Genomic DNA, 23,466 nt, shown 5'->3' on the forward strand with positions numbered 1-23,466 from the left:
ATATCTGTGACAGATTGTACGCTCCGGCGAATGCATCCGGCATCGGGCGGTCCTAGCGTTGCAGTCATGACCCTCATCGACGAGCCCACCACTGTCCCCGTCGGCGGCCCCGCACTGCCCCAGGTGCGCCGCGTCGTCACCGAACTCCCCGGCCCGCGCTCCGCCGAGATCCTCGCGCGCAAGGCCGACGCCGTCTCCGCCGGCGTCTCGCACACCATCCCGGTCGCCGCGGTCGCGGCCGGTGGCGGTGTCGTGGTCGACGCCGACAGCAATTCGCTGATCGACCTGGGCTCCGGCATCGCCGTGACCTCGGTGGGCAACTCCCACCCGAAGGTCGCCGCGGCAGTCGCCGCGCAGGCCGCGCAGTTCACGCACACCTGCTTCATGATCTCGCCCTACGAGTCGTACATCGAGGTCGCCGAGGCGCTGAACCGGCTGACCCCCGGCGACTTCGCCAAGAAGAGCGCGCTGTTCAACTCCGGTGCCGAGGCCGTCGAGAACGCGATCAAGATCGCCCGCAAGCACACCGGCCGCCAGGCTGTCGTCGCCCTCGACCACGGCTACCACGGGCGCACCAACCTCACCATGGCGCTGACCGCGAAGTCGATGCCCTACAAGAGCGGCTTCGGCCCGTTCGCCCCCGAGGTGTACCGCGTGCCCGGCTCGTACCCGCTGCGCGACGGACTGACCGGCTCCGAGGCCGCGGCCCGTGCGATCACGCTGATCGAGAAGCAGGTCGGCGCCGACAACCTCGCCGCCATCATCATCGAGCCGATCCAGGGCGAGGGCGGCTTCATCGTCCCGGCCGACGGCTTCCTGAACGACGTCGTGGACTGGTGCCGCGCCAACGGCGTGGTCTTCATCGCCGACGAGGTGCAGACCGGCTTCGCCCGCACCGGCCGCATGTTCGCCAGCGAGATCTTCGGCATCGAGCCCGATCTGATCACCACTGCCAAGGGCATTGCCGCGGGCCTTCCGCTCGCCGGCGTCACCGGCCGCGCAGAGATCATGGATGCCGCGCACGCCGGCGGCCTGGGCGGCACCTACGGCGGCAACCCGATCGCCTGCGCCGCGGCCATCGCCGCGATCGACGCCTTCGAGAACGAGGGCCTCGTGCAGCGGGCGACCGAGATCGGCAGCATCCTGCTCGGTCGTCTCGCCGTCATGCAGGCCAGCGACCCGCGCATCGGCGACGTCCGCGGCCACGGCGCCATGATCGCCGCCGAGTTCGTCGACCCGGCCACGGGTGCTCCGGACGCTGCGCTGACCGCGAAGGTCGCGAAGGCCGCGATCGCCGAGGGTGTGATCGTGCTCACCTGCGGCACCTTCGGCAACGTCATCCGCTTCCTGCCGCCGCTCTCGATCGGCGACGACCTGCTGAACGAGGGTCTCGACGTCGTCGCGGCCGCCCTCGCCGCAGCCTGAGGCCACCGGCCGCGCGAAGGGTCGGGGGATCTCGGAGCGCGGCCGGTACACCCCATTTCGAACAGAAGGAACTGTGCAATGACGGACATCACCCGCGACGTGGTCATCATCGGAGCCGGCGCAGCCGGCACGACCGCTGCGAACAAGCTGCGCCAGGCGGGCCTGACGGTCGCTGTGCTCGAGGCCCGCGACCGCGTCGGTGGCCGCCTGTGGACCGACGTCATCGACGGCGCCATGCTCGAGCTCGGCGGCCAGTGGGTCTCGCCCGACCAGGACGCGCTCAAGGAGACCATCGAGGAGCTCGGGCTCGAGACCTTCAGCCGCTACCGCGAGGGCGACAACGTCTACGTCGGCCCCGACGGCACGCTGCACCGCTTCACCGGTGAGATGTTCCCGGTGTCGCCGGAGACTGAGGCGGTCATCGCCGAGATCACCGAGCGCCTCGACGCGATGGTCGCCGAGATCGACCCCGACCGTCCGTGGGAGCACCCGAACGCCGAGGAGTGGGACAAGGTCACCTGGGACGCCTGGCTCCGGGCGCAGACCGACGACGACGAGGCGATCCGCAACCTCGCCTTCGCCACCGGGTCGGCCATGCTCACCAAGCCCACCCACACGTTCTCGCTGCTGCAGTCGCTGCTGATGGCGGCATCCGCCGGCTCGTACTCGAACCTCGTCGACGCCGACTTCATCCTGGACAAGCGCGTCGTCGGCGGCCTGCAGCAGGTGCCGCAGGCCCTGGCCGCGCGTCTCGGTGACGACGTGTTCCTGAACAGCCCGGTGCGCTCCCTGGAGTGGGGCGATGACGGCGTCGTCGCGCACGCCGACGGAGATCTCACCGTCCGCGCGCGGTACGCGATCCTCGCGCACGCCCCTGTGCTCTACGACCGCATCTCGTTCGTGCCCTCACTGCCGCGCCGTCAGCACCAGCTGCACCAGCACCTGTCGATGGGCTTCGTGATCAAGGTGCACGCCGTCTACGACCGCCCGTTCTGGCGTGAGCAGGGCCTGTCCGGCACCGCGTTCAGCCCCTACGAGCTCTCGCACGAGGCGTACGACAACACCAACCACGGCGACGACCGAGGCACCCTGGTGGGCTTCGTGTCCGACCAGAACGCCGACGACCTCTTCACGCTGTCGGCGGAGGAGCGCAAGGAGCGCATCCTCGAGTCGCTGTCGCACTACTACGGTCCCGAGGCGAAGAACCCGGTCGTCTACTACGAGAGCGACTGGGGCACTGAGGAGTGGACCCGCGGTGCCTACGCCGCGAGCTTCGACATGGGCGGCCTGCACCGCTACGGCGCCGACCTGCGCGCCGCCGTCGGCCCGATCCACTTCGCCTGCAGCGACATGGCGGGCGCCGGCTACCAGCACGTGGACGGCGCGATCCGCATGGGTCGCCTCGCTGCGGCGAACATCCTCGCCGCGGACGGATCATGACCAGCCCGATCGTCGTCGGCTACACGGCCACGGCAGCGGGGGCAGACGCGCTCGCGCTCGGCATCCGGCTCGCGAAGGCGACGGATGCCCGGCTGCACGTCGTGATCGTGCTGCCCTTCGAGGGCACCCGCAGCAAGGCCGTCGCACCGGAGCGCGCCTATGAGGATCTGCTCCGCAACCAGGCACGCAGCTGGCTCGAGGACGCCGCGACCGCCATCCCCGCGGGGATGGCGCACAGCGCCCATGTGCGCTTCGCGGAATCCTTCGGCGAGGGCCTGCTGGCCGCCGCAGACGAGTTCGGTGCCGGTCTGCTCGTGCTCGGCGCCGCCAACGGCGGCGCGCTGCGCCGGCACAGGCTCGGCTCTGTGGCATCCGAGCTGCTGCACACCTCGACGGTGCCGGTCGCGCTCGCGCCGGCGGGACTGTCAGGAGAACCGGATGCCGGGCTGCCGCGCATCACCGTCGCGACCGGGACCCGTCCCGGAGCGGAGCGGCTGCTGGAGAGCGCCGTGCGCCTCTCCGCGGCATCCGGCGCGGCCGTGCGCCTCGTCTCACTGATGCCGCTGGACGTGCCCGCGGGGCTGAATACCGGCGCCATCACCCTGGTGCAGGATGCGCACGTCGATCAGGTCCTCGCCGCGGCGCGGGATCGCCTGCCCGCCGAGACCGAGGTCGAGGTGCTGCAGGCCGGCGGCGACAGCATCGAAGACGCAGTGGCGCAGTTGGACTGGCTGCCCGGCGAGCTCGTGCTGGTCGGCTCCAGCCGCCTGGCGCAGCCGCGCCGTCTGTTCCTCGGGTCGACCGCGGCGAAGATGCTCCGCGAACTGCCCGTCCCCATGATCGTGGTGCCGCGTACCGGCATCGAAGCAGGAGACCGCTGATGACCACCGCGAACCGGGCGACGGAGCCTGATTCCTCCGTGACCACCGGGATATCCCGCAAGGGCCTCAGCGTCGGGACCGTCGGCGTGCTCGGCGCCCTGGTGATGGGCATCTCGTGCATCGCCCCCGCATACACCTACACAGCCGGCATCGGCGGGGCGGTCGGCGCCGTCGGATTCCAGGTGCCGGCGATCCTGCTGCTCGGCTTCATCCCGATGCTGCTCGTCGCCTTCGGCTACCGCGAGCTCAACAAGGCCATGCCCGACTCGGGCACCTCGTTCACCTGGGCCACCCGCGCCTTCGGACCGTACGTCGGCTGGATGGCGGGCTGGGGCCTCATCGTCGCGACGATCCTGGTGCTGTCCAACCTCGCCGGCATCGCAGTGGACTTCCTGTTCCTGCTGATCGCGCAGATCTCGGGCAACGAGGCGATCGCCGAGATCACCAAGAATCCGTTCGTGAACGTCGCGGTGTGTCTCGCCTTCGTCGCCCTCGCCGCATGGGTGTCGTACCGCGACGTGTCGACCTCGCAGAAGATGCAGTACGGGCTCGTCGCGTTCCAGGTCGTGATCCTGGTGCTCTTCGCCGTGATGGCGATCGTCGAGACCGTGCAGGGCAACGCCTTCGAGCCGCATATGCCCGAACTGGCATGGTTCAATCCGTTCGCGATCCAGGGCGGTCTGTCCATGATCGTGATGGGCCTCTCGGCCTCGGTCTTCATGTTCTGGGGCTGGGACGTCACCCTCACCATGAATGAGGAGGCGAAGGATCCGGAGCGCACGCCGGGACGCGCGGCCATGCTCACCGTGGTGTCGATCATCGCGATCTACCTGCTGCTCACTGTCAGCAGCCTGATGTACTCCGGGATCGGCGACAAGGGTCTCGGGCTCAACAACGAGGACATCGGCGGCAACGTCTTCTTCGCGCTGTCGGGTCCGGTGATGGGCGGCCTGGCGTTCCTGCTCTCGCTGGCGGTGCTGACCTCGTCGGCGTCGTCCCTGCAGTCGACGTTCATCTCGCCTGCTCGCACGCTCCTCGCGATGGGGCACTACGGTGCGATGCCGAGGAGATTCTCCGGCGTCAGCCCGCGGTTCTTCACGCCCGGGTTCGCGACGATCGCCTCGGCCGTCGTGGCCGGCGGCTTCTACGCGGTGATGCGCTTCCTCAGCGAGGACGCGCTGTGGGACACCATCCTCGCCCTCGGCATGATGATCTGCTTCTACTACGGCATCACCGCACTGTCGTGCGTCTGGTACTTCCGGCACCAGTGGTTCGACTCGGGCAAGGACTTCTTCCTCAAGTTCGCCAGCCCGCTCGTCGGCGGCATCATCCTGCTGGTGCTGTTCGTGATCACCGCGGTGGACAGCCTCGCGCCGGACTACGGATCGATCGCAATCGGCGCCGATGCGAAGGGCGAGGGCGGCATCGGCATCGTGTTCTTCATCGGCGTCGGCCTGCTCCTGTTCGGTGCGGTGCTGATGCTGATCCAGAGATTCGTCTCACCCGACTTCTTCCGCGGCAAGACGCTGAGCATGGATGCTCCGCCCAGCAACCGCCGCTGACCCACATCGACAGGAAAGAGAAACCATGAGCACTGCACTTGCACAGAACGAGCAGGACCTGCTCGCGCGCGTCCGGACGGGCCTCTACATCGGCGGCGAATGGACGGATGCCGAGGAGGGGCGCACGTTCGACGTGCACGACCCCGCCACCGGCGCCGTGATCCGCACGATCGCCGACGCCTCGCCGGCCGACGGCAAGCGCGCGCTCGACGCCGCCGTCGCAGCGCAGGACGCCTGGGCGGCCACCGCCCCTCGGACGCGCAGCGACATCCTGCGCCGTGCCTGGGAGCTGGTGCAGGAGCACAAGGAGGACCTGGCGTTGCTGATGACCCTCGAGATGGGCAAGCCGCTCGCCGAGTCGCGCGGCGAGGTCGCCTACGGCGGCGAGTTCCTGCGCTGGTTCAGCGAGGAGGCGGTGCGCATCACCGGCCGCTACGGTCTGAACCCCGAGGGCACCGGACGGATGGTCGTCTCGCAGCGCCCCGTCGGGCCGTCGTTCTTCATCACGCCGTGGAACTTCCCGTTCGCGATGGCGACCCGCAAGATCGCCCCCGCGCTCGCCGCCGGCTGCACGGTCGTGGTCAAGCCCGCCGCACTCACCCCGCTGACGACCATGTTCTTCATGAGCCTGCTCGAAGAGGCGGGCCTGCCCGCAGGTGTCGTGAACGTCGTGCAGACCACCCGCTCGGGTGCGCTGTCCGCACCGATCATCGCGGACCCGCGACTGCGCAAGCTGTCGTTCACCGGCTCCACCCCGGTCGGCCAGAAGCTCATCGAGCAGGCGGCACAGGGTGTGCTGCGGGTGTCGATGGAGCTCGGCGGCAACGCGCCCTTCGTCGTCTTCGAGGACGCCGACCTGGACAAGGCGGTCGAGGGAGCCCTGCTCGCCAAGTTCCGCAACATCGGCCAGGCCTGCACCGCGGCGAACCGCTTCATCGTGCACTCGTCCGTCGCGGAGGAGTTCGCGAACCGCGTCGCCGAGCGCGTGAAGGCGATGAAGATCGGTCGCGGCACCGAGGACGGCATCACGATCGGTCCGCTGATCGACGAGAAGGCCGTCGCGAAGGCCGGCGAGCTGGTCCAGGATGCTGTGGACCGCGGCGCGCGGGTGCTCGCAGGCGGCCACGCCGTCGAGAGCGAGGGCACGTTCTACGAGCCGACCGTCGTCACCGAGGTGGCTGCGGGCAGCGACATCCTGCGCGAGGAGATCTTCGGACCGGTGCTCGCGATCGCGACCTTCGACACCGAGGACGAGGGCGTGCGTCTGGCCAACGACACCGAGTACGGCCTTGTGTCGTACGTGTTCACCGAGGACCTGGCTCGCGGTCACCGCATGATCGACGCGCTGGAGACCGGCATGATGGGTCTGAACGTCGGGGTCGTCTCGAATGCCGCCGCTCCGTTCGGCGGCGTCAAGCAGTCCGGCATCGGCCGCGAGGGCGGGTTCGAGGGCATCCACGAGTACCTGTCCACCAAGTACACGCTCATCCCCAACGACTGAGAGGAAGCACCATGACCGACTACGCCGTCGTCAACCCGGCAACCGGGCAGACCCTCGCCTCATTCGAGACGCTCACCGATGAGCAGGTCGAGCAGGCCGTGGCATCCGCCGCCGAGGCGCACCGCACCTGGTCGCGCACGTCGACCGTCGCCGAGCGCGCCGAGCTGATCCGCCGGATGGCGCAGCTGCACCGCGAGCGGCGCGAGGAGCTGGCCGACATCTTCGTGCGCGAGATGGGCAAGCCCCGCGAGGCCGCCCTCGGAGAGGTGGACTTCGCCGCCGACATCGCCGAGTATTACGCCGACCAGGCCGAGGCCATCATGGCCGACCAGCCGATCGCGATCCTGGGGGAGGGGTCGGCGATCATCCGTCGCTCCTCGCTGGGGCCGCTGATCGGCATCATGCCGTGGAACTTCCCGGCCTATCAGATCGTGCGCTTCGCGGCGCCGAACCTGATCGTCGGCAACACGATCCTGCTGAAGCCCGCACCGCAGTGCCCGGAGTCGTCGACAGCGATCGCCGAGATCTACCGCGATGCCGGCTTCCCCGAGGGGGCGTACCAGAACATCCTGGCCACCAACGAGCAGATCGCCGGCATGATCGCCGATCCGCGCATCGCGGGTGTCTCGTTGACCGGCTCCGAGCGCGCCGGCGCGGCCGTCGCCGAGGTCGCCGGCCGCAACCTGAAGAAGGTCGCGCTGGAGCTGGGCGGGTCCGACCCGTTCATCGTGCTGTCGACCGATGACCTGGATGCCACGGTGCAGGCGGGCGTCGACGCACGCCTGGACAACAACGGCCAGGCCTGCAACGGGGCGAAGCGCTTCATCATCGTGGACGGCCTGTACGAGGAGTTCACCGAGAAGTTCACGGCGGCGATGGCCGCGGTCACCGCGACCGACCCGATGCAGGACGACACTGTGCTCGGCCCGGTGTCGTCGGAGGCCGCCGCGGAGCGTCTGCAGGAGCAGATCGACGGCGCGGTCGCGCAGGGCGCGACGCTGCTGACCGGCGGCACCCGCGAGGGCGCGTTCTTCGCGCCGACCGTGCTCGCCGACGTCACGCCCGAGATGGACGTGTACCGCGAGGAGCTGTTCGGCCCGGCCGCGGTGGTCTACCGCGTCTCCGACGAGGACGCCGCCGTCGCCCTGGCGAACGACACCTCGTTCGGTCTCGGTTCGTACGTGTTCACGACGGATGCCGCACAGGCGGAGCGCGTGGCCGACAAGATCGAGGCCGGCATGGTCTACGTCAACCTCGTGCTGGCGGACAGCCCCGAGCTGCCCTTCGGCGGCATCAAGCGCAGCGGCACCGCCCGCGAGCTGGGCCACCTGGCCGCTGACGAGTTCGTGAACAAGAAGCTCATCCGCGTGGCCTGAGCCTTCTGATCGCACGACGCCCCGCCCGTTCGGGCGGGGCGTCGTGCGTTCCGGCTTCTGCACGCGGCATCCCATTCGGTACGGATGCCAGGGCGAAAGGACGGATGCAGGGCGAAAAGACGTATGCCGGTGGATTCGGCGGCGTGTCCGCCTGCAGATGTCCGGACGCCCTGCATCCGTACCGAGTCACTCCTCCGGGCTGAGCGCGGGCAGCAGCACGCCGGCGATGCCGGCGGCGACACGACGCGGTGCGGCTACGTCGTCCCTGCCCTCGAATGCGGCCAGGAACCCCTGGTGGAAGGCGGCGCCGACCAGGGTGCGCGCCGCGGCGGTGGTGTCGGCGTCGCGGCGGATGCGGCCGGCCCTGCGCTCGGCCTCGAGGTAGCGGCGCACCTCGGTCACGGCCTCAGCCGGGCCCTTGCCATGAGCGGTGACGCCGTCGCGGTGCTGCGCGAGCAGCTCCGGCGTGCCGAAGACCGATGCGGCGAGCGGGAAGGAGCGGGTGAAGAAGGCCATCAGCTGCTCCACCAGGGTCATGATCGACTCGAAGAGATCCTCCGACCCTGCTGCGTCGGGATCGAAGCGCACCCGCGGAGTGCGCTCCTCGAGCACGCACAGGAACAGGTGCTGCTTGTCGTCGAAGTTCTTGTACAGCAGCGCCTCCGACAACCCGGCCCGCTGCGCGATGAGCTTGGTCGTGGTGTTCGCGATGCCGCGCTCGCGCATGACGAGCAGCGCGGCGTCGAGGAAGCGTTCGCGGGCGGGGGGAGCGGATTCGGCCATGGGTCTATGCTAGTGAGTAAGTGTTCACTCACCCCTAGGAGAATCGCATGCGCATCGTCATCATCGGAGCGTCCGGTCGGTCGGGGCGGCGGGCCGTGGTCCACGCCCTCGCGGCGGGGCACGAGGTCGTGTCGGTGGTGCGCACGCCGTCCTCCGCGCCGGAGTCGACGCAGGTGGCGCAGGCCGATGCCCGCGACGTCGACGCCCTCGCCGTGGCGATGACCGGCGCGGATGCGGTGATCTCGATGCTCGGCTTCGTCAAGGGCGACGCCGACACCCGCATCCTCCGCGACGGCATGGCGGCCACCCTGCAGGCGATGCAGCGCACCGACATCCGTCGCCTGATCGCGATCTCGGCCGCTGCGCCCTACGTCGCCGGCGACGACCCGCTCGCGCGGTTCATTGCGAAGCCGATCCTGCGGCGGGTGCTGCGCGCCAACAACGAGGACACCATGGCGATGGATGCCGCGATGACGGCCTCCGGGGTCGACTGGACCAGCATCCGCCCCGGTCGTCTCATCCAGGGCACGGGAGCGACGGACTACCGCGCCCGGATCGACCTCTCCGTGCGCTGGCACTACAGCACGACCTTCGACACGGTGGGTCATGCCGCCGTCGACGCCCTGACGAATCCGGAATGGATCGGCCACGCGGTGTACATCACGGAGTAGCGTCGGAGGCGTCCTGTCCCTTCATGAGAGGCCGTCATGACCACTGTCGCCGAGAACATCGTCCATACCCTGCACGCGAACGGGGTGCAGCGCGTCTACGGCATCCCGGGGGACTCGCTCAACGGGTTCACCGACGCACTCCGCAAAGACGGCACGATCCGCTGGGTGCATGTGCGGCACGAGGAGACCGCGGCCTTCGCCGCCGCCGCCGACGCGGCGCTGACCGGCGACCTCGCGGTGGTCGCGGGCTCGTGCGGTCCGGGCAACCTGCACCTGATCAACGGTCTCTACGACGCCAATCGCTCCCGGGTGCCGGTGCTCGCGATCGCCGCGCACATCCCGACCAGCGAGATCGGCACCGGCTACTTCCAGGAGACGCACCCGCAGGAGCTGTTCCGCGAGTCCAGCGTGTACGTCGAGTACGTCGCCGACCCCAGCCAGATGCCGCGCGTGCTCGAGATCGCGATGCGCGCGGCGATCGAGCAGCGCGGCGTCGCGGTCGTCGTCATCCCCGGCGATGTCGCACTGGCGGACGCCCGTGACACCCGCACGACGGTGATCGAGCGCACCCGCCCTGTGGTGGTGCCCAGCCCCGCCGAACTGGAGGAGGCGGCGACGATCCTGAACGGCTGCGATCGGGTGACGATCCTCGCCGGCGCGGGCGTCGAGGGCGCCCATGACGAGGTGATCGCGCTCGCCGACCGGCTCGGCGCCCCGATCGTGCACGCGCTGCGCGGCAAGGAGTTCATCGAGTACGACAACCCCTACGACGTCGGCATGACGGGTCTGCTCGGCTTCGCGTCCGGCTACCGGGCGATGGATGCCGCCGACGCACTGCTGCTGCTCGGCACCGACTTCCCGTACACGCAGTTCTATCCGGACGGCGTGACCACGATCCAGGTCGACATCCGCGGATCGCAGCTCGGGAAGCGGCATCCGCTCGACCTCGGCCTCGTGGGCGATGTGAAGGCGACCGCCGAGGCGCTGCTGCCGAGGTTGAAGCGGAAGGAGGACCGCGCGCACCTCGACGACGCGACCGCGCACTACCGCAAGACCCGTGCGAAGCTCGACGAGTTGGCGGTGCCGTCTCGCGGCAAGGCACCCATCCACCCGCAGTACCTGGCGAGCCTGCTCGACGATGCGGCATCCTCCGACGCCGTCTTCACCGCGGATGTCGGCTCACCGACGGTCTGGGCGGCGCGATACTTCACGATGACCGAGGGACGCCGCCTGATCGGGTCGTTCAACCACGGCTCTATGGCCAACGCGCTGCTGCACGGCATCGGCGCGCAGGTCGCGTATCCCGACCGGCAAGTGGTCGCGCTCGCCGGCGACGGCGGCCTGTCCATGATGCTCGGCGAGTTGATCTCGCTCACCCAGAACAAGCTGCCCGTCAAGGTCGTCGTGGTGAACAACTCCTCGCTGAACTTCGTCGAGCTCGAGATGAAGGCTGCCGGGTTCGTGACCTACGGCACCGATCTGGAGAACCCCGACTTCGCCGCGGTCGCGCAGGCGCTCGGCATCTTCGCCCGGCGCGTGGAGCGGTCGGAGGACCTGCTCGACGCTGTCGCAGAGGTGCTCGCGCATGACGGCCCCGCGCTGCTCGACGTGGTCACCGAGCGGCAGGAGCTGTCGATGCCGCCGGCGATCAAGGCGGACCAGGTGAAGGGTTTCGCACTGTACGCGCTGCGCACGGTGATGTCGGGCCGTGGCGACGAACTGCTCGATCTGGCGAAGGCGAACTGGCGGCAGCTGTTCTGACCGCTATTCCACGGTCTCGGGCTCGTGCACGAGCGGCACGTCCGTGCCCGGGGTGCGCGGGTGCGGGAAGAGCAGCACAGCCAGGGTGATGCCCACGCCGGTGCCGATCAGCTGGGCGAGCAGGAACGGCAGGAAGGATGCCGGTGCGATGCCTCCCGCCGAGTCGGTGAGGAGCCGTCCCACGGTCACCGCCGGGTTGGCGAACGCTGTCGAGCTGGTGAACCAGAACGCCGCACCGATGTACGCGCCGACAGCCGTCGCGATGACCATGATGCTGCGACCGGCGCGCACCAGACCGACGATGAGCAGCACGAGGCCCGCTGTCGCGACGACCTCGCCGACCAGTGCGGGGAGGGTCGCCCGCTGCACAGTGCCCAGCCCCGCAGGCACCTCGAACATCACGTTCACCAGCAGCGCGCCGAGAACCGCGCCGATCACCTGGGCGAGCACGTAGACGCCCAGTTCACCGGGACGCAGGCCCTTTCCGCTGCCGCGCCTGCTCAGCACCGCGTCCGTCAGCGACACGGCGGGGTTGAAGTGCCCACCTGAGACCGGACCGAACAGCAGGATGAGGGCGCCGAGCCCGAGCATGGTCGCCAGCGACCCCTCGAGCAGGCGCAGCCCGGCATCCGTCGAGAGCTTCTGCGCCATCGCCGCAGAGCCGAGCGTGACCGCGGTCAGCAGCGCGGTGCCGAGCAGCTCGGCGCCGGCGCGCCGCAGCAGGGGGACAGGTTCCATAGAAGGCCAATTCTGCCCTGTCCGAGGCAGCGGATGCGTCGGATCAGGCCTCCGCGATCGCCCGGGCCTCGGCGGCCTCGCCGCTGCGGCCGAGCGCCTCGAGCACGTCGCCCAGTTCCAGCGCAGCGACCTGGCGCAGCGGCGGGATCTGCTCGGCGCGCTCGATCGCGCTGCGGAACAGCGGAACGGCGTCGTCGCGGCGGCCGGCCTCGGTGAGCACGCGGGCGGCGAAAAGCTCAGATCCGCCGGCGGATCCGGCATCGCCCAGCTCGGCGAATCCGTCGGCGGCGGTCAGCGCCGCAGCCACGGCCTCGTCGACCCGCCCGAGCTCCGCGAACGCCCGGCCGCGCGAGTCCGTCACATCGGCGATCAGCCACGCGGCTTCGTTCTCGGCGGCGACCCGGGCGACCTCGTCGAACAGGGCGAAGGCGCGCTCGTCCTTCTGCGCGCCGTAGCCCTGACCGAGTTCGTGCAGCACCTGGGTGATCGCTCCGGCGGCCTCGGTGGGGCGCACCAGCTCCGCTGCCTCCTCGAGCGTCTCGATCGCTTCCGCCATCTCACCGAAGCGGGCCAGGATGCGAGCCTGCTCGAGCATCGCGAGTGCCTGCTCGGCGGGCTCCTCGGCCTCGGCGTGCAGGCCGGCCTGGTAGCCGAACGCCCCGACGGCCTGGCCGAACTCGCCCGAGCCCGCGAGCGCGCGGGCGAGCAGTCCGACGGTGATCGCGCGCGATCCCGCCGGCGCCTCTGCGTTCTCCTCGCGCTGCAGCACGTCGCTGAGCAGCTCGGCCGCCTCGGCAGCGTCGCCGGCGGCCAGCATCGCCCGTGCCTGCCGGAACTCCACGCCCTCACGGTCTCCGCCGTGCTCGGACACGAGTCGCGCCGCGAGGCGGTATCGGACGACGGCCCGGTCGGGCTCGCCGGCATCCTCCCAGAGCGCACCGGCCAACAGCTGGGCATTCGCGAGGGCGCGCTCAGCACCGAGTGCGGCGAGCAGTCCGGTCGCGCGATCGGCGTCGGCCGCCCCGGCGGCGAACTCGCCGATGCCGCCGCGCACCCGGGCGCGCAGGTCGAGCGCCCTGGCGCGGTGGCCGTCGTCGACGTGCTCGCCGTCGGCGACCCGGTCCAGCAGTTCTGCTGCCTCCACGGTCCGCTCGGCGCGCAGCAGCGTGACCGCAGCGGTCAGCGTCGCCGTGGTGGCCAGCCGGGCCTCGCCGACCTCCGCATAGATCTGCTCCGCCTGGGCGGCCAGCTCCAGTGCGGAGGGGGCACCCTCGCCGGCGCGCACCGATGCCAGGGTCAGGGCCAGGTCAGCGCGCGGACGCGCCGGCAGCGCCGCGGCATCCGTCCATTCGCGCTCCAGCTCGGCGATGTCCTCGGGGGTGCTGCGGCCGAAGATCGCCAGACCGAGGCGCTCCTCGAGCGCGGCCTGGTCGTCCTGCCCGGATGCGCGCAGCTCCACGAGTCGCGGGGGGAGCAGAGCGGATGCCTCGTCGAACTTCTCCAGCGCCACCAGGGCGCCGATGCGCAGCCCCAGCATCCGCGCGCGCTTCTCCGGGTCCGAGAGCCCCGCCGACTCGGCGCGGTCGGCGGCCGCCAGCGCATCCTGCTCGGAGCCGTAGCTGCCGATGGCGACCGCTCGGTCGTACCAGCCGTCGGCGTCCACGGGATCGGCCGTCGGCGCGGGCGCGAAGACATCCGAGCGGATCGGCACGTCGTAGTGCTCTTCGGCCAGCTGCTGCATGCGCGCCCGGCGCTGCGCGTGCCCGTCGGTGCCGTCCCGCTCATCGAACGCGGCGCCGATACGGTCTGCCGCCGCCCAGGCCGAGGCCGCCAGCTGCTCGGCGGTCCAGACGCCGTCGTGCTCGCCGAAGAACGGCACAAGCACCGCGGCATCCGCACCGCGCACCGGCGTGCCGCCGTGGCCGGCGGCCGTGACGCGGTCCAGCGCGAAGGCGATCGTGCTGAGGGCGGCGTGGTGCCCGTCGACGTTGAGCTGGTCGTGCGCGAGCCACGGCAGGTGCCGCTCGATCATCGTCAGGGCGCGCGCCTCGTTGCCGGTGAGTGCGGCGAAGTCGATGTTGTTCGCGACGATGACCAGGTTGTCGGGGTTGTCCTTCGCGAGGCGGTAGCTGCGCAGATGCGCGGCCTTCGCCTCCTCGAACCGACCGAGGTGCAGGTAGGGGATCAGGGCGCGCGAGAGCGCGTGCTCGGGCTCCTCGCCGCAGGAGAAGCCGCCCTCGATCATCTCCTCGACCAGTCGCACCGCCTCCTCCTCGCGGTCGGTCGCGGCGAAGAAGCCGGCGATCTGACTGCGGCCGCAGGCGTCGCAGTGGCTGTAGTCGTCGCGCGGGGTCGCCTCCAGGCGCACGCGCAGCTCCTCGGCCTCGTCCATCCGACCCGCGTCCCAGGCGTCCTCGAAGCGGGCGGTGAGCACGCCGCTCATCCCGATGCCGGCGGTGCGGTAGTGCGACTCCATGTCGTCGAGCACGGCCGCGATCTGCTCCTGCGAGAACGCCGGCGAGGAGCGCAGCGACGCCGCCATCCACTTGAACTGCCACATCAGGTCGGCGCCGCCGTTCTCGATGTCTGCGGGGAAGCGCGCCGGATCGGCGTCGTGCCGCGCCAGGCACCACGCGAAGGAGTTCAGCATCACGTCGGTGGCGCCGCCCATGTTCGCCGACGCGGTCTGCCGCATCCGCGCACGGTATTCGAGCTGCTCGTCGCCGATCTCCACCGCGAGGGCGACGGCCTCGGCCGTCAGCGCCTGTTCGGCTGGTCCCCACGGAGTGCGGTCGATCTCCTCGAGCAGCTGTTCGAAACGCGTGGTCGGCTGGGGCATGGTGCTCCTTCTGAGGGCGGGGCGGTGCGCCGGGTCAGCGCAGGTCGTCGAAGGGGAAGACATCGGCCTCGAGGCCGGCGGACAGGGTCACGAGATCGGCCAGTGCCGTGGTCATCAGCGTTCGGTCGGCGTCGGACAGCGGATGATGCCCGGCGAGCAGCGACTGGATGTACAGCAGCTGCACGGTGCGGGCGAACACGGCGTCGTCCTGCACGCCGACGAGGGCGCGCACCACCCGGTTGCTCCAGTTCAGGCAGAGCCGAGCGGCGAGGTCGTCGTCGCGGGCGGCGCCGACCTGGTCGTCGATGCGCGAGAGCACGCCGCCCCAGAGCGAGCCGGTGATGCCCTTCGTGCGCGTGCGATCCATCGCGCGCAGCACGTCGGGGTCGGCGACGTACAGTCCGGTCAGTTCCGGCCGGTCGATCGTGCGCACCACGACCGCGCAGCCGGATGCTGCGAGCACGGCGCTCGCGCGCTCCTCCAGCGCCACGGCGGCGTCGCGGTCGTCCAGCGGCGGCGGGTCGAGGCGGTCCAGCTCGCCGGTGACGTCGACCTTCTCGACGGTGACGCCCGGGTACAGCTCCGGCAGCATTCGCACCAGGTCGGCGTCGTACAGGTACCCACCGTTGACGAGCACCTCGCCGGGGCGCGCGATGCCCGCGACCTGGCGGAACTCGTCGACGGACGCCGCATACCGCACCAGGGAGAAGCGCTCGGCGAGATCGCCGAGGCGCATCGTGCCGTGCGTGGTCTCGACGGTCAGCCACCGCGTGATGAAGCGGGCGAGCTCCTCGTCGTGCCGCACCAGCGACTTCAGGCCGATCTCGTGCACCGCCACGAACTGCGCAAGGCGGTGCGGCTCACGCAGCCCCAGCTCGAGCACCCAGCGGCGGATGCCGGCGCCGAGCTGCTCGCGGGCGTGCTCGAGCGCCGGGTCCTCGACCAGCGACTCGCGGCTGGCCGTGGGGGACAGGCCGGTGGAGTCGACCACGGCCCGGACGAAGAACGCCCAGTCCGGCAGCACATCAGGGGTGTGCTCCGAGAGCAGCATCCGGCCGAGGTACATCCGGGTCGCCTGTCGGGCGCCGGGAGGCGGGGCGTAGGGCAGCACGTAGGCGAGTCCCCGGGTGCCGGTGCCCGGCTCCGCGATCTCGATGACGTCGAGCGGAGCGGCGCCGACGAGGTCGCGGCCGTAGGCGCGTGCGGCGTCGGCCCACGCGGCATCCGTCATCGCGCCGTCCAGGAACGGAGCGGGGCGCGTGACGTCGACGTCTCCCGCCGGGGTGTCGAGCACCACGCGCACCGGAAGGAACTCGGCGAAGGTCTGCGCGAGCTCGCGCACGGCGGGGCCGCGCAGCAGGTCGCCCGCGTCGAACCTCGGCACCAGGTGCACGCTGGTGCCGATCGGAAGCTGCTCGTCGAGCTCGGCGACCACGAAGGTGCCGTCGGCGTTGCCCGTCCACTCCACGGATGCTCCGCCGCGGGCGCTCCTGGACCGGATCACGATGCTGTCGGCGACCATGAAGCAGCTCAGCAGGCCGATGCCGAACTGGCCGAGGAAGTCGCTGCGGGGCAGGTCGAAGATGTCGCGCTTGGAGCTGCGGCCCACGGTGGCGAGCAGTTCGGCTACCTCCGCGGCCGTGAGCCCGACGCCGTCGTCGCGCAGGACGAACTCGGCGCTGTGCTCGGAGAGCGGCGTGATCCGGATGGTCCCGCCGCCGCCGTCCACGTCGCGACGCGCCGTGATCGCATCCCTGGCGTTCTGCAGGAGTTCCCGCAGATACACCCGCGGACTCGAGTAGATGTGGCGACTCAGAAGGTCGACGACACCCCGCAGATCCACCTGGAACTGCTGCATCTCCTCGGTCACGTGACCCCTCCCGTCGGCAGCCGCTCGCAGAGCCTAACAGGGGGCGCGTGCCGGCCCCCGATCGGGCCCCCGTTCCTGCCCCGGTTCGGAGGAGGGTCTCGGATGTCGTACACTGGTGGGGCAGTTGTCTGCATTCTTTCGCCGTGCCCCTGGTCGGTGCGGGGATGCGGATCCCAGGGGCCTCCGGGTCTCTAGGGCGGTAGCTCAATTGGCAGAGCAGCGGTCTCCAAAACCGCAGGTTGCAGGTTCGATTCCTGTCCGCCCTGCGCGTCAGCGCGACGCTGACCACGAAAGGTACGTGCAGGATGGATCAGGACGAACCGCGCGGCGAGGTCGCAGCGTTCGGCGGTACCGCCACCCGCGACAAGAAGCTGGGCTTCTTCGGTCGAATCGCTTTGTTCTTCCGGCAGGTGATCGCCGAGCTTCGCAAGGTCGTCACGCCGACCCGCAAGGAACTGGTGAAGTTCACGCTGGTCGTACTCGTGTTCGTGCTGATCGTGATGGGCGTCGTGTACGGCCTGGACACGCTCTTCGGATACCTCACGCACGTGGTGTTCGGAGTCCCGGCCTAAGGACGCCCCTGCGGCATCCGTCGCAGCGAATGGAAAGAAGCACAGTGTCTGAACGATATTCCGACGACGCCGACTGGGCGACCGCGGCCGAGCAGTCGAGCGAGGAGGACGAGTCCCAGGAGGGGAACGTCCTCGCCGCTGAAGAGCTCTCCGCGACCTCGGCCGAGCATGTCGCCGTGCACATCGAGGGCGACGAGGAATTCGACGAGACCGATGACGACACTGATGACATCGACGACCCGGAGGCGGACGCGATCGTGAACGACGCTCTCAACCTGGACGAGACGGCCGAGACCGAGGCCGCCGCAGAGGTTCTGACTGATTCGGCTGCCGAAGAGGCCGCTGAGCTGGAAGCCGAGGAGGCGGCCGAGGTCGCTCCCTACGACGGCCCCGAGCTCGGCGACTCCGACGACGCCGACGACGAGCAGGCCGAGGAGGACCCGTACGAGGCCTTCCGCCTCGACCTGCGCATGCTCCCCGGCAAGTGGTACGTCATCCACTCCTACGCCGGCTTCGAGCGCAAGGTGAAGGCCAACATCGAGCAGCGCAAGTCGACGCTCGAGGTCGAGGACGACATCTACCAGGTCGAGGTCCCGATGGAGGACGTCGTCGAGATCAAGAACGGCCAGCGCAAGATGGTCACCCGCGTGCGCATCCCCGGCTACGTGCTGGTGCGCATGGAGCTCAACGAGGACACCTGGTCCGTCGTCCGCCACACGCCCGGTGTCACCGGCTTCGTGGGCAACGCGCACAACCCGACTCCCCTTCGCTTCGAAGAGGCCTTCAACATGCTGAAGTCCCTCGTCGAGGTCAAGGACGTTCCGACTGCGAAGTCCATCGCCGCCAAGGGCGGCACGGCTGTGGCCCGTCCGGTCGCCGCCGAGGTCGACTTCGAGATCGGCGAGACGATCACCATCAAAGAGGGCTCGTTCGCCGGCCTTCCCGGTTCGATCAGCGAGATCAAGCCCGAGAGCGGCAAGCTCACCGTGCTGGTGTCGCTCTTCGAGCGCGAGACCCCGGTCGAGCTGTCGTTCGACCAGGTCACCAAGATGATCTGACATCGGGCGCTGAGCCTGACGAAGTGCACGAAAGCGGCCGTCCCCTCGGGGGCGGCCGCTTTCGCGTTCGGCGGGGGTCAGGCGTGCTGCGACGCCCAGTGCGGGCTCTGGATCAGGCCGACCAGGTTGCCGAACGGGTCACTGACGGATGCCGAGAACCACCCCTCTCCGCGCTGGGTCACCGGGTCGAACGGGGCGGCGCCGAGTGCGATCAGACGATCGAAGGACGCCTGGATGTCGTCGACGTGCATGCTGACCAGGGCGCCGCCGGGCTGGGGGAGCGCGGGTCGGAACCTGGCGTCCATCAGGGCGAACTCGTCGTCGTCATCGCCGAAGCGCCACTCGGCGTACTGCGCGGGGCCCTGACCGGCGTCGGGCTCGGGGCGGACGAAGTAGGGGGCCGAGTCGAACACCTGCGTGTACCAGTCGACGGCGGCGGTCATGTCGTCGGCGACGAGGTTGAGGTTGGCGAGGCCACGGAACATGTCGTTTCTCCTTCGGTTGAACTGCTGATACTTCTATGCTCGAAGGTGAAGTGCTCATCCTCTGATCACTTAAAAAACTTCTCGGAAAGATCTCTCGGAATGCGCGCCGATCGACTGATTCAGGCCCTCCTGCTGCTGCAGGGGCGCCCGCAGATCACCGCTGCAGAGCTCGCGGAGGAGCTCGAGGTGTCGGTGCCCACCGCGCGTCGCGATCTCGAGGCGCTGGCGATGTCGGGTGTTCCGATCTATCCGACTCGGGGCAGAGGCGGGGGCTGGCGGCTGGTCGGTGGCGCGCGCACCGACCTCACAGGGTTGACAGAGGGCGAGGTCACCTCGCTGCTGATCGGGCTGAGCCAGAGCGGACATGCCGATCCCGAGCGCATCGCCGCGGTGCGCAAGCTGGTGCGCGCCATGCCGGCACCGTTCCGCGAAGGCGCGCAGCGCGTGGCCGCCTCCACCGTGCGGGACGCGCCGTGGGGCGAGGTCGCGGATGAGGCGACCTCGACGACCGTCGCGGCCCTGCAGCGAGCGATCGCCGGTCAGCGCCGGGTGCATGTCGACTACGAGGGCTCCCTCGGCCGGGTCGGGATCGAGCTGGTGCCGCTCGTGATCGGCAATCGCGGCAGCAGGCAGTATCTTCTCGGCGCGCCGGTCCAGGACGGGACGGATGCCGCGGATGTGGAGCGGCTGCGGATGTACCGGATCGATCGCGTCCGTGAGCTGAGGCTGCTGCCGGAGCCGGGACGGGCGCCGGACGGATTCGACGTCGCTGCGGCCTGGGCCCGGATGGTCGCGCGCGTCGAGGATCTCCGTGGCGCCGCCCGTGCTCTTGTGCGCGTGGAGCCGTGGGCGGTCCGGGCTCTCCAGGACCGGTTCGGAGCGCAGGCGTTCGTGCTCGAGGCCGAGCCCGATGACGACGGTCGTGCTCTCATGGAGGTGCGCGCGCACCGCGTGGACGCGCTCGCCGAGCAGCTGGCCGGCTGGGCCGGCGTCGCCGAGGCCGTCGGTCCTCCGGAGGTGCGCGCGGCGCTGCGCGAGCTCGGCGAGCGGATCATCGCGCTCTACCAGAGCGACGGGGCACCGCGCACGCGGCATCCGCTCTGATCGGGTAGACTTGTCTGGTTTGTGCGCCGCCTCAGCGTGCGCGCATTCAGCACCGCGCTCCGGAGATGCCGGATCCGCGGGAGAGGGATGCCCCCGGGCATCCGCTCGAGAAAGGAATCACAATGGCACCTAAGAAGAAGGTGACCGGCCTGATCAAGCTTCAGATCAACGCCGGTGCAGCCAACCCGGCGCCGCCGATCGGCCCCGCGCTCGGTCAGCACGGCGTCAACATCATGGAGTTCTGCAAGGCGTACAACGCCGCGACCGAGTCGCAGCGCGGCAACGTCATCCCCGTGGAGATCACCGTCTACGAGGACCGCAGCTTCACGTTCATCCTGAAGACCCCGCCGGCAGCTGAGCTGATCAAGAAGGCCGCTGGTGTGCCCAAGGGCTCCGCCACGCCGCACACCGTCAAGGTCGCGAAGATCACCAAGGACCAGGTCCGTCAGATCGCCGAGACCAAGCAGGCCGACCTGAACGCGAACGACATCGAGGCCGCGTCGAAGATCATCGCCGGTACCGCCCGTTCCATGGGCATCACGGTCGAGGGCTGAGGAGAATAATCATGGCTAAGTCCAAGGCTTACAACGCCGCCCTCGCCAAGATCGAGGCAGACCGCTTCTACACGCCCACCGAGGCTGTCGTCCTGGCCAAGGAGACCGGCTCGGCGAAGTTCGACTCGACCGTCGAGGTCGCGCTGAAGCTCTCGGTCGACCCCCGCAAGGCCGACCAGATGGTGCGCGGCACCGTCATCCTCCCGCACGGCACCGGCAAGACCGCCCGCGTCATCGTGTTCGCCAACGGCCCGGCTGCTGAGGCCGCCATCGCCGCTGGCGCCGACGAGGTCGGTGGCACCGAGCTGATCGAGAAGGTCGCCGCCGGCTGGACCGACTTCGACGCCGCCGTCGCGACCCCTGAGCTCATGGGCCAGGTCGGCCGTCTGGGTAAGGTGCTGGGCCCCCGCGGTCTGATGCCGAACCCGAAGACCGGCACTGTGACCCCGAACACGGCCAAGGCCGTCGAGGAGATCAAGGGCGGAAAGATCGAGTTCCGCGTCGACAAGCACGCCAACGTGCACTTCGTCGTCGGCAAGGCCTCGTTCTCGGCCGAGCAGCTCGACGAGAACATGAAGGCCGCGCTCGAGGAGATCGTGCGCCTCAAGCCGTCCAGCTCGAAGGGCCGTTACATCCAGAAGGGCGCCGTGTCGACCACGTTCGGCCCCGGCATCCCGCTGGACGTCAACGCCATCTGAGTCTGACGCTCATCACGAAGACCCTCGCCCCTCGGGGCGGGGGTCTTCTGCGTTCCCGGCGTCCGCCGTTCTCGATCGAGAAAGCAATACCTCCAGGTGGAGGTATTCTGCTACTCTCATCCGCAGGGCCGTTCGGCGCCCGCACACATGAACAAGGAAGGTCGACGTGGCCCTGCCAGAAACCTCGGTACAGCTGTACACCCTCGCCGCGGAGTTCACCGCGGACATGGAGGGATCGCTCGACAGACTCGCCGCCATCGGACTCCGCAGCGTCGAGGCGTTCGACTTCGTCAGTCGTCCCGATCGGATCCGGGCGGCACTCGACGCCTCCGGCCTCGCGTCGCCGACCGGCCACGCGCCGCTGCTGAGCGACGAGCTGTGGACTCCGGACGGCTCGATCCCCACTCCCGAGCCCGAGGCGGTCTTCGAGGCGGCCGCGAAGATCGGGATGAAGACGGTCATCGACCCGTTCGTCGAGCCCGCGCGCTGGCTGACCCTCGATGGCGTCACCGACATCGCCGACCGCCTCAACAGCCTCGCCGACACCGCCGCATCCTTCGGCCTCGAGGTCGGGTACCACAACCACGCGCAGGAGTTCATCGCCGAGTTCGACGGCGAGAGCGCATACGAGCGATTCGTCGCCCTGACCGACGAGCGAGTCATCATCGAGCTCGACCTGTACTGGGCGCTCGTGGGCGGACAGGATGTGCCGGCGCTGGTCTCCCGGCTCGGCGACCGCCTGGTGGCCGCGCACGTCAAGGACGGCATCGCTCCCGCGGTCAATCCGTTCGGGCCGGATGCCGGGGAGCTCGGCTCCGCTGCACTGGACCAGCGGCACGCGGGAACCGGAGAGGTCCCGCTCGCCGATGCGCTGCGCGCGGCATCCGCCCTGCAGTACGCGATCATCGAGTACGACAACCCGCCAGGGGATGTCTTCACCGACATCGCCGCCAGCTACGCGTTCCTCACCGACGGCGGGTTCTCCCGGTGAGCGCCATCGGGATCGGCGTCATCGGCGCCGGTGTGATCAGCGACACCTACCTCCAGAACCTCGGCAGCTTCCCCGACGCCGAGGTGCACATCGTCGGCGATCTGCTGCGGGACCGCGCGCAGGCGCAGGCGGAGAAGCACGGTGTGCCGGCATCCGGCTCGGCCGAGGACGTGCTCGCCCACCCGGATGTCGACCTGGTCGTGAACCTCACCGTTCCCGCGGCGCACGTCGAGGTCTCCCGCGCGGCCATCGCGGCGGGCAAGCACGTCTGGACCGAGAAGCCGCTCGGTCTCGATCGCAACGGCGCCGCCCTGCTGCTGCGCGAGGCGGCGGATGCCGGGCTGCGCGTGGGCTCGGCGCCCGATACGCTGCTCGGCCCGGGTTTCCAGGCCGCGCGGCGCGCGATCGACGGCGGCGTGATCGGGCGTCCTCTCTTCGCGCAGACCGCGTTTCAGACGCAGGGGCCCGACCTGTGGCACCCGAACCCGGGGTTCCTGTTCGCCAAGGGGGCCGGTCCGCTGCTCGACATGGGCCCGTACTACTTCTCGGCGTTGGTGAGCCTGTTCGGCCCGGTCGCCAGCGTCGCGGCCGTCGGGACGAAGGCGCGTGCGGAGCGGGAGATCCGCACCGGACCTCACGCCGGCGACACCTTCCCCGTCGAGGTGCCCTCGACGATGCAGATCGTGACCGCCTTCGAGCAGGGCGCGGCCGCGCAGAGCGTGCTGAGCTTCGACTCGGCACTCGAGCGCCATGGAGTCGTCGAGATCCACGGCACCGAGGGCAGCATCGTGATCCCTGATCCGAACTTCTTCGTCGGGCCGATCGCCTACGTCAAGCCCCTCGGGGTGCTCCGCGACGGCATGTCCGTCGAGCAGGAATGGATCGAGATCGAGCACGAGGACATCGTGATCGGCCGCGGCATGGGCGCTCTCGACATGGCCCGAGCGATCGCGGCGGGGCGCCCGCACGTCGCGTCGGGTGAGCTCGGATTCCACATCCTCGACACGCTGCTGTCGGCTGAGGAGTCCGCGGCGACGGGCCAGACTGTCGTCGTGAACAGCACCGTCGCACCGGTGCCGCTGCTTCCGGACGGTTTCGACCCCTTCGCAGCCACGCTGTGACGCGCGCCGCAGGTCCGGTCCGCCGGACCTGCGGTC

Annotated in this window: 20 protein-coding genes and 1 tRNA gene; 16 read left to right on the plus strand and 5 right to left on the minus strand. The window is 69.9% G+C overall.

Translation table 11 applies throughout. From position 1 onward, the window contains the following. The first annotated feature begins 66 nt into the window (after nucleotides 1–66). The 6 genes from gabT (at nucleotide 67) to ACFVAE_RS15570 (ending at nucleotide 8,185) form a co-directional block, all read left to right on the plus strand. On the plus strand, nucleotides 67–1,425 hold the full coding sequence (gabT, locus tag ACFVAE_RS15545; protein ID WP_378894030.1) for a 4-aminobutyrate--2-oxoglutarate transaminase: 1,359 nt from the start codon (nucleotides 67–69) through the stop codon (nucleotides 1,423–1,425). 78 nt (nucleotides 1,426–1,503) lie between these two features. Then, nucleotides 1,504–2,865: a flavin monoamine oxidase family protein gene (locus tag ACFVAE_RS15550; protein ID WP_378894032.1), complete on the plus strand. Its 1,362-nt coding sequence runs from the start codon at nucleotides 1,504–1,506 to the stop codon at nucleotides 2,863–2,865. After that, nucleotides 2,862–3,746: a universal stress protein gene (locus tag ACFVAE_RS15555; RefSeq protein WP_378894035.1), complete on the plus strand. Its 885-nt coding sequence runs from the start codon at nucleotides 2,862–2,864 to the stop codon at nucleotides 3,744–3,746. Before ACFVAE_RS15550 ends, ACFVAE_RS15555 begins: the two co-directional genes overlap by 4 nt. After that, complete coding sequence (locus tag ACFVAE_RS15560; RefSeq protein WP_378894038.1) at nucleotides 3,746–5,308, plus strand: APC family permease; 1,563 nt, start codon at nucleotides 3,746–3,748, stop codon at nucleotides 5,306–5,308. Before ACFVAE_RS15555 ends, ACFVAE_RS15560 begins: the two co-directional genes overlap by 1 nt. A gap of 25 nt (nucleotides 5,309–5,333) precedes the next feature. Next, entirely contained in the window at nucleotides 5,334–6,809 is a 1,476-nt protein-coding gene (locus ACFVAE_RS15565) for an NAD-dependent succinate-semialdehyde dehydrogenase (RefSeq protein ID WP_378894041.1), read from the plus strand. An 11-nt stretch (nucleotides 6,810–6,820) separates the two neighbouring features. Then, on the plus strand, nucleotides 6,821–8,185 hold the full coding sequence (locus ACFVAE_RS15570) for an NAD-dependent succinate-semialdehyde dehydrogenase (protein ID WP_378894044.1): 1,365 nt from the start codon (nucleotides 6,821–6,823) through the stop codon (nucleotides 8,183–8,185). Between the two features lie 186 nt (nucleotides 8,186–8,371). Here the strand turns inward: ACFVAE_RS15570 and ACFVAE_RS15575 are convergent, their stop codons facing one another. Beyond that, nucleotides 8,372–8,968 carry a TetR/AcrR family transcriptional regulator gene (locus ACFVAE_RS15575; protein ID WP_378894047.1) on the minus strand — a complete coding sequence of 199 codons (597 nt, stop codon included), beginning with the start codon at nucleotides 8,966–8,968 and terminating at the stop codon, nucleotides 8,372–8,374. A 47-nt stretch (nucleotides 8,969–9,015) separates the two neighbouring features. Between ACFVAE_RS15575 and ACFVAE_RS15580 the strand changes: the two genes are divergently transcribed. Beyond that, a complete protein-coding gene (locus ACFVAE_RS15580; RefSeq protein ID WP_378894050.1) occupies nucleotides 9,016–9,639 on the plus strand; it encodes an NAD(P)-dependent oxidoreductase in 624 nt (207 codons plus the stop codon). A gap of 36 nt (nucleotides 9,640–9,675) precedes the next feature. Continuing rightward, the gene (poxB, locus tag ACFVAE_RS15585) at nucleotides 9,676–11,400 is read left to right on the plus strand and encodes a ubiquinone-dependent pyruvate dehydrogenase (protein ID WP_378894053.1); all 1,725 of its coding nucleotides are present in this window, start codon (nucleotides 9,676–9,678) and stop codon (nucleotides 11,398–11,400) included. Nucleotides 11,401–11,403: 3 nt separating this feature from the next. Here the strand turns inward: poxB and ACFVAE_RS15590 are convergent, their stop codons facing one another. The 3 genes from ACFVAE_RS15590 to ACFVAE_RS15600 are packed head-to-tail and all read right to left on the minus strand — an operon-like array spanning nucleotide 11,404 to nucleotide 16,835. Next, the gene (locus ACFVAE_RS15590) at nucleotides 11,404–12,138 is read right to left on the minus strand and encodes an aquaporin (RefSeq protein WP_378894056.1); all 735 of its coding nucleotides are present in this window, start codon (nucleotides 12,136–12,138) and stop codon (nucleotides 11,404–11,406) included. A gap of 43 nt (nucleotides 12,139–12,181) precedes the next feature. Then, entirely contained in the window at nucleotides 12,182–14,977 is a 2,796-nt protein-coding gene (locus ACFVAE_RS15595) for a hypothetical protein (protein ID WP_378894059.1), read from the minus strand. Nucleotides 14,978–15,011: 34 nt separating this feature from the next. Beyond that, on the minus strand, nucleotides 15,012–16,835 hold the full coding sequence (locus tag ACFVAE_RS15600) for an HSP90 family protein (protein ID WP_378894425.1): 1,824 nt from the start codon (nucleotides 16,833–16,835) through the stop codon (nucleotides 15,012–15,014). 205 nt (nucleotides 16,836–17,040) lie between these two features. Between ACFVAE_RS15600 and ACFVAE_RS15605 the strand changes: the two genes are divergently transcribed. The 3 genes from ACFVAE_RS15605 (at nucleotide 17,041) to nusG (ending at nucleotide 18,477) form a co-directional block, all read left to right on the plus strand. After that, nucleotides 17,041–17,113: transfer RNA gene (locus ACFVAE_RS15605), tRNA-Trp, on the plus strand. 39 nt (nucleotides 17,114–17,152) lie between these two features. Continuing rightward, nucleotides 17,153–17,419 (plus strand): preprotein translocase subunit SecE, encoded by a 267-nt coding sequence (secE, locus tag ACFVAE_RS15610; RefSeq protein WP_378894061.1) that lies wholly within the window; start codon nucleotides 17,153–17,155, stop codon nucleotides 17,417–17,419. A 44-nt stretch (nucleotides 17,420–17,463) separates the two neighbouring features. Continuing rightward, complete coding sequence (gene nusG, locus ACFVAE_RS15615; RefSeq protein WP_378894063.1) at nucleotides 17,464–18,477, plus strand: transcription termination/antitermination protein NusG; 1,014 nt, start codon at nucleotides 17,464–17,466, stop codon at nucleotides 18,475–18,477. Between the two features lie 77 nt (nucleotides 18,478–18,554). Here the strand turns inward: nusG and ACFVAE_RS15620 are convergent, their stop codons facing one another. Continuing rightward, complete coding sequence (locus ACFVAE_RS15620) at nucleotides 18,555–18,962, minus strand: VOC family protein (RefSeq protein WP_378894066.1); 408 nt, start codon at nucleotides 18,960–18,962, stop codon at nucleotides 18,555–18,557. A 99-nt stretch (nucleotides 18,963–19,061) separates the two neighbouring features. Here ACFVAE_RS15620 and ACFVAE_RS15625 point away from each other — a divergent pair, with 99 nt between their 5' ends. The 5 genes from ACFVAE_RS15625 to ACFVAE_RS15645 all read left to right on the plus strand — a co-directional run bounded on the left by ACFVAE_RS15625 (nucleotide 19,062) and on the right by ACFVAE_RS15645 (nucleotide 23,430). Continuing rightward, nucleotides 19,062–20,066, plus strand: a complete 1,005-nt coding sequence (locus ACFVAE_RS15625) for a helix-turn-helix transcriptional regulator (RefSeq protein ID WP_378894069.1) — start codon at nucleotides 19,062–19,064, stop codon at nucleotides 20,064–20,066. Nucleotides 20,067–20,188: 122 nt separating this feature from the next. Then, on the plus strand, nucleotides 20,189–20,620 hold the full coding sequence (gene rplK, locus ACFVAE_RS15630) for a 50S ribosomal protein L11 (protein WP_056312763.1): 432 nt from the start codon (nucleotides 20,189–20,191) through the stop codon (nucleotides 20,618–20,620). An 8-nt stretch (nucleotides 20,621–20,628) separates the two neighbouring features. Continuing rightward, nucleotides 20,629–21,318, plus strand: coding sequence for a 50S ribosomal protein L1 (gene rplA / locus ACFVAE_RS15635; protein ID WP_236126782.1), 690 nt, complete (start codon nucleotides 20,629–20,631; stop codon nucleotides 21,316–21,318). A gap of 166 nt (nucleotides 21,319–21,484) precedes the next feature. Then, nucleotides 21,485–22,309, plus strand: a complete 825-nt coding sequence (locus ACFVAE_RS15640) for a sugar phosphate isomerase/epimerase family protein (RefSeq protein WP_378894072.1) — start codon at nucleotides 21,485–21,487, stop codon at nucleotides 22,307–22,309. Next, nucleotides 22,306–23,430 (plus strand): Gfo/Idh/MocA family protein, encoded by a 1,125-nt coding sequence (locus ACFVAE_RS15645; RefSeq protein ID WP_378894075.1) that lies wholly within the window; start codon nucleotides 22,306–22,308, stop codon nucleotides 23,428–23,430. The genes ACFVAE_RS15640 and ACFVAE_RS15645 overlap by 4 nt, the downstream gene beginning before the upstream one ends. The last annotated feature ends 36 nt before the right edge of the window (nucleotides 23,431–23,466 follow it).

Origin of the sequence: Microbacterium sp. NPDC057659 (assembly GCF_042799915.1) — a bacterium.
GTDB lineage: Bacteria > Actinomycetota > Actinomycetes > Actinomycetales > Microbacteriaceae > Microbacterium.

Coding starts and splice junctions, on each gene's coding strand:
- ACFVAE_RS15625 (WP_378894069.1), top strand. CDS start 19,062: ATGCGCGCCGATCGACTGATTCAGGCCCTCCTGCTGCTGCAGGGGCGC.
- ACFVAE_RS15590 (WP_378894056.1), bottom strand. CDS start 12,138: ATGGAACCTGTCCCCCTGCTGCGGCGCGCCGGCGCCGAGCTGCTCGGC.
- poxB (WP_378894053.1), top strand. CDS start 9,676: ATGACCACTGTCGCCGAGAACATCGTCCATACCCTGCACGCGAACGGG.
- ACFVAE_RS15600 (WP_378894425.1), bottom strand. CDS start 16,835: ATGCAGCAGTTCCAGGTGGATCTGCGGGGTGTCGTCGACCTTCTGAGT.
- ACFVAE_RS15620 (WP_378894066.1), bottom strand. CDS start 18,962: ATGTTCCGTGGCCTCGCCAACCTCAACCTCGTCGCCGACGACATGACC.
- rplK (WP_056312763.1), top strand. CDS start 20,189: ATGGCACCTAAGAAGAAGGTGACCGGCCTGATCAAGCTTCAGATCAAC.
- ACFVAE_RS15595 (WP_378894059.1), bottom strand. CDS start 14,977: ATGCCCCAGCCGACCACGCGTTTCGAACAGCTGCTCGAGGAGATCGAC.
- ACFVAE_RS15555 (WP_378894035.1), top strand. CDS start 2,862: ATGACCAGCCCGATCGTCGTCGGCTACACGGCCACGGCAGCGGGGGCA.
- ACFVAE_RS15575 (WP_378894047.1), bottom strand. CDS start 8,968: ATGGCCGAATCCGCTCCCCCCGCCCGCGAACGCTTCCTCGACGCCGCG.
- ACFVAE_RS15570 (WP_378894044.1), top strand. CDS start 6,821: ATGACCGACTACGCCGTCGTCAACCCGGCAACCGGGCAGACCCTCGCC.
- gabT (WP_378894030.1), top strand. CDS start 67: ATGACCCTCATCGACGAGCCCACCACTGTCCCCGTCGGCGGCCCCGCA.
- ACFVAE_RS15560 (WP_378894038.1), top strand. CDS start 3,746: ATGACCACCGCGAACCGGGCGACGGAGCCTGATTCCTCCGTGACCACC.
- ACFVAE_RS15580 (WP_378894050.1), top strand. CDS start 9,016: ATGCGCATCGTCATCATCGGAGCGTCCGGTCGGTCGGGGCGGCGGGCC.
- secE (WP_378894061.1), top strand. CDS start 17,153: ATGGATCAGGACGAACCGCGCGGCGAGGTCGCAGCGTTCGGCGGTACC.
- ACFVAE_RS15565 (WP_378894041.1), top strand. CDS start 5,334: ATGAGCACTGCACTTGCACAGAACGAGCAGGACCTGCTCGCGCGCGTC.
- ACFVAE_RS15550 (WP_378894032.1), top strand. CDS start 1,504: ATGACGGACATCACCCGCGACGTGGTCATCATCGGAGCCGGCGCAGCC.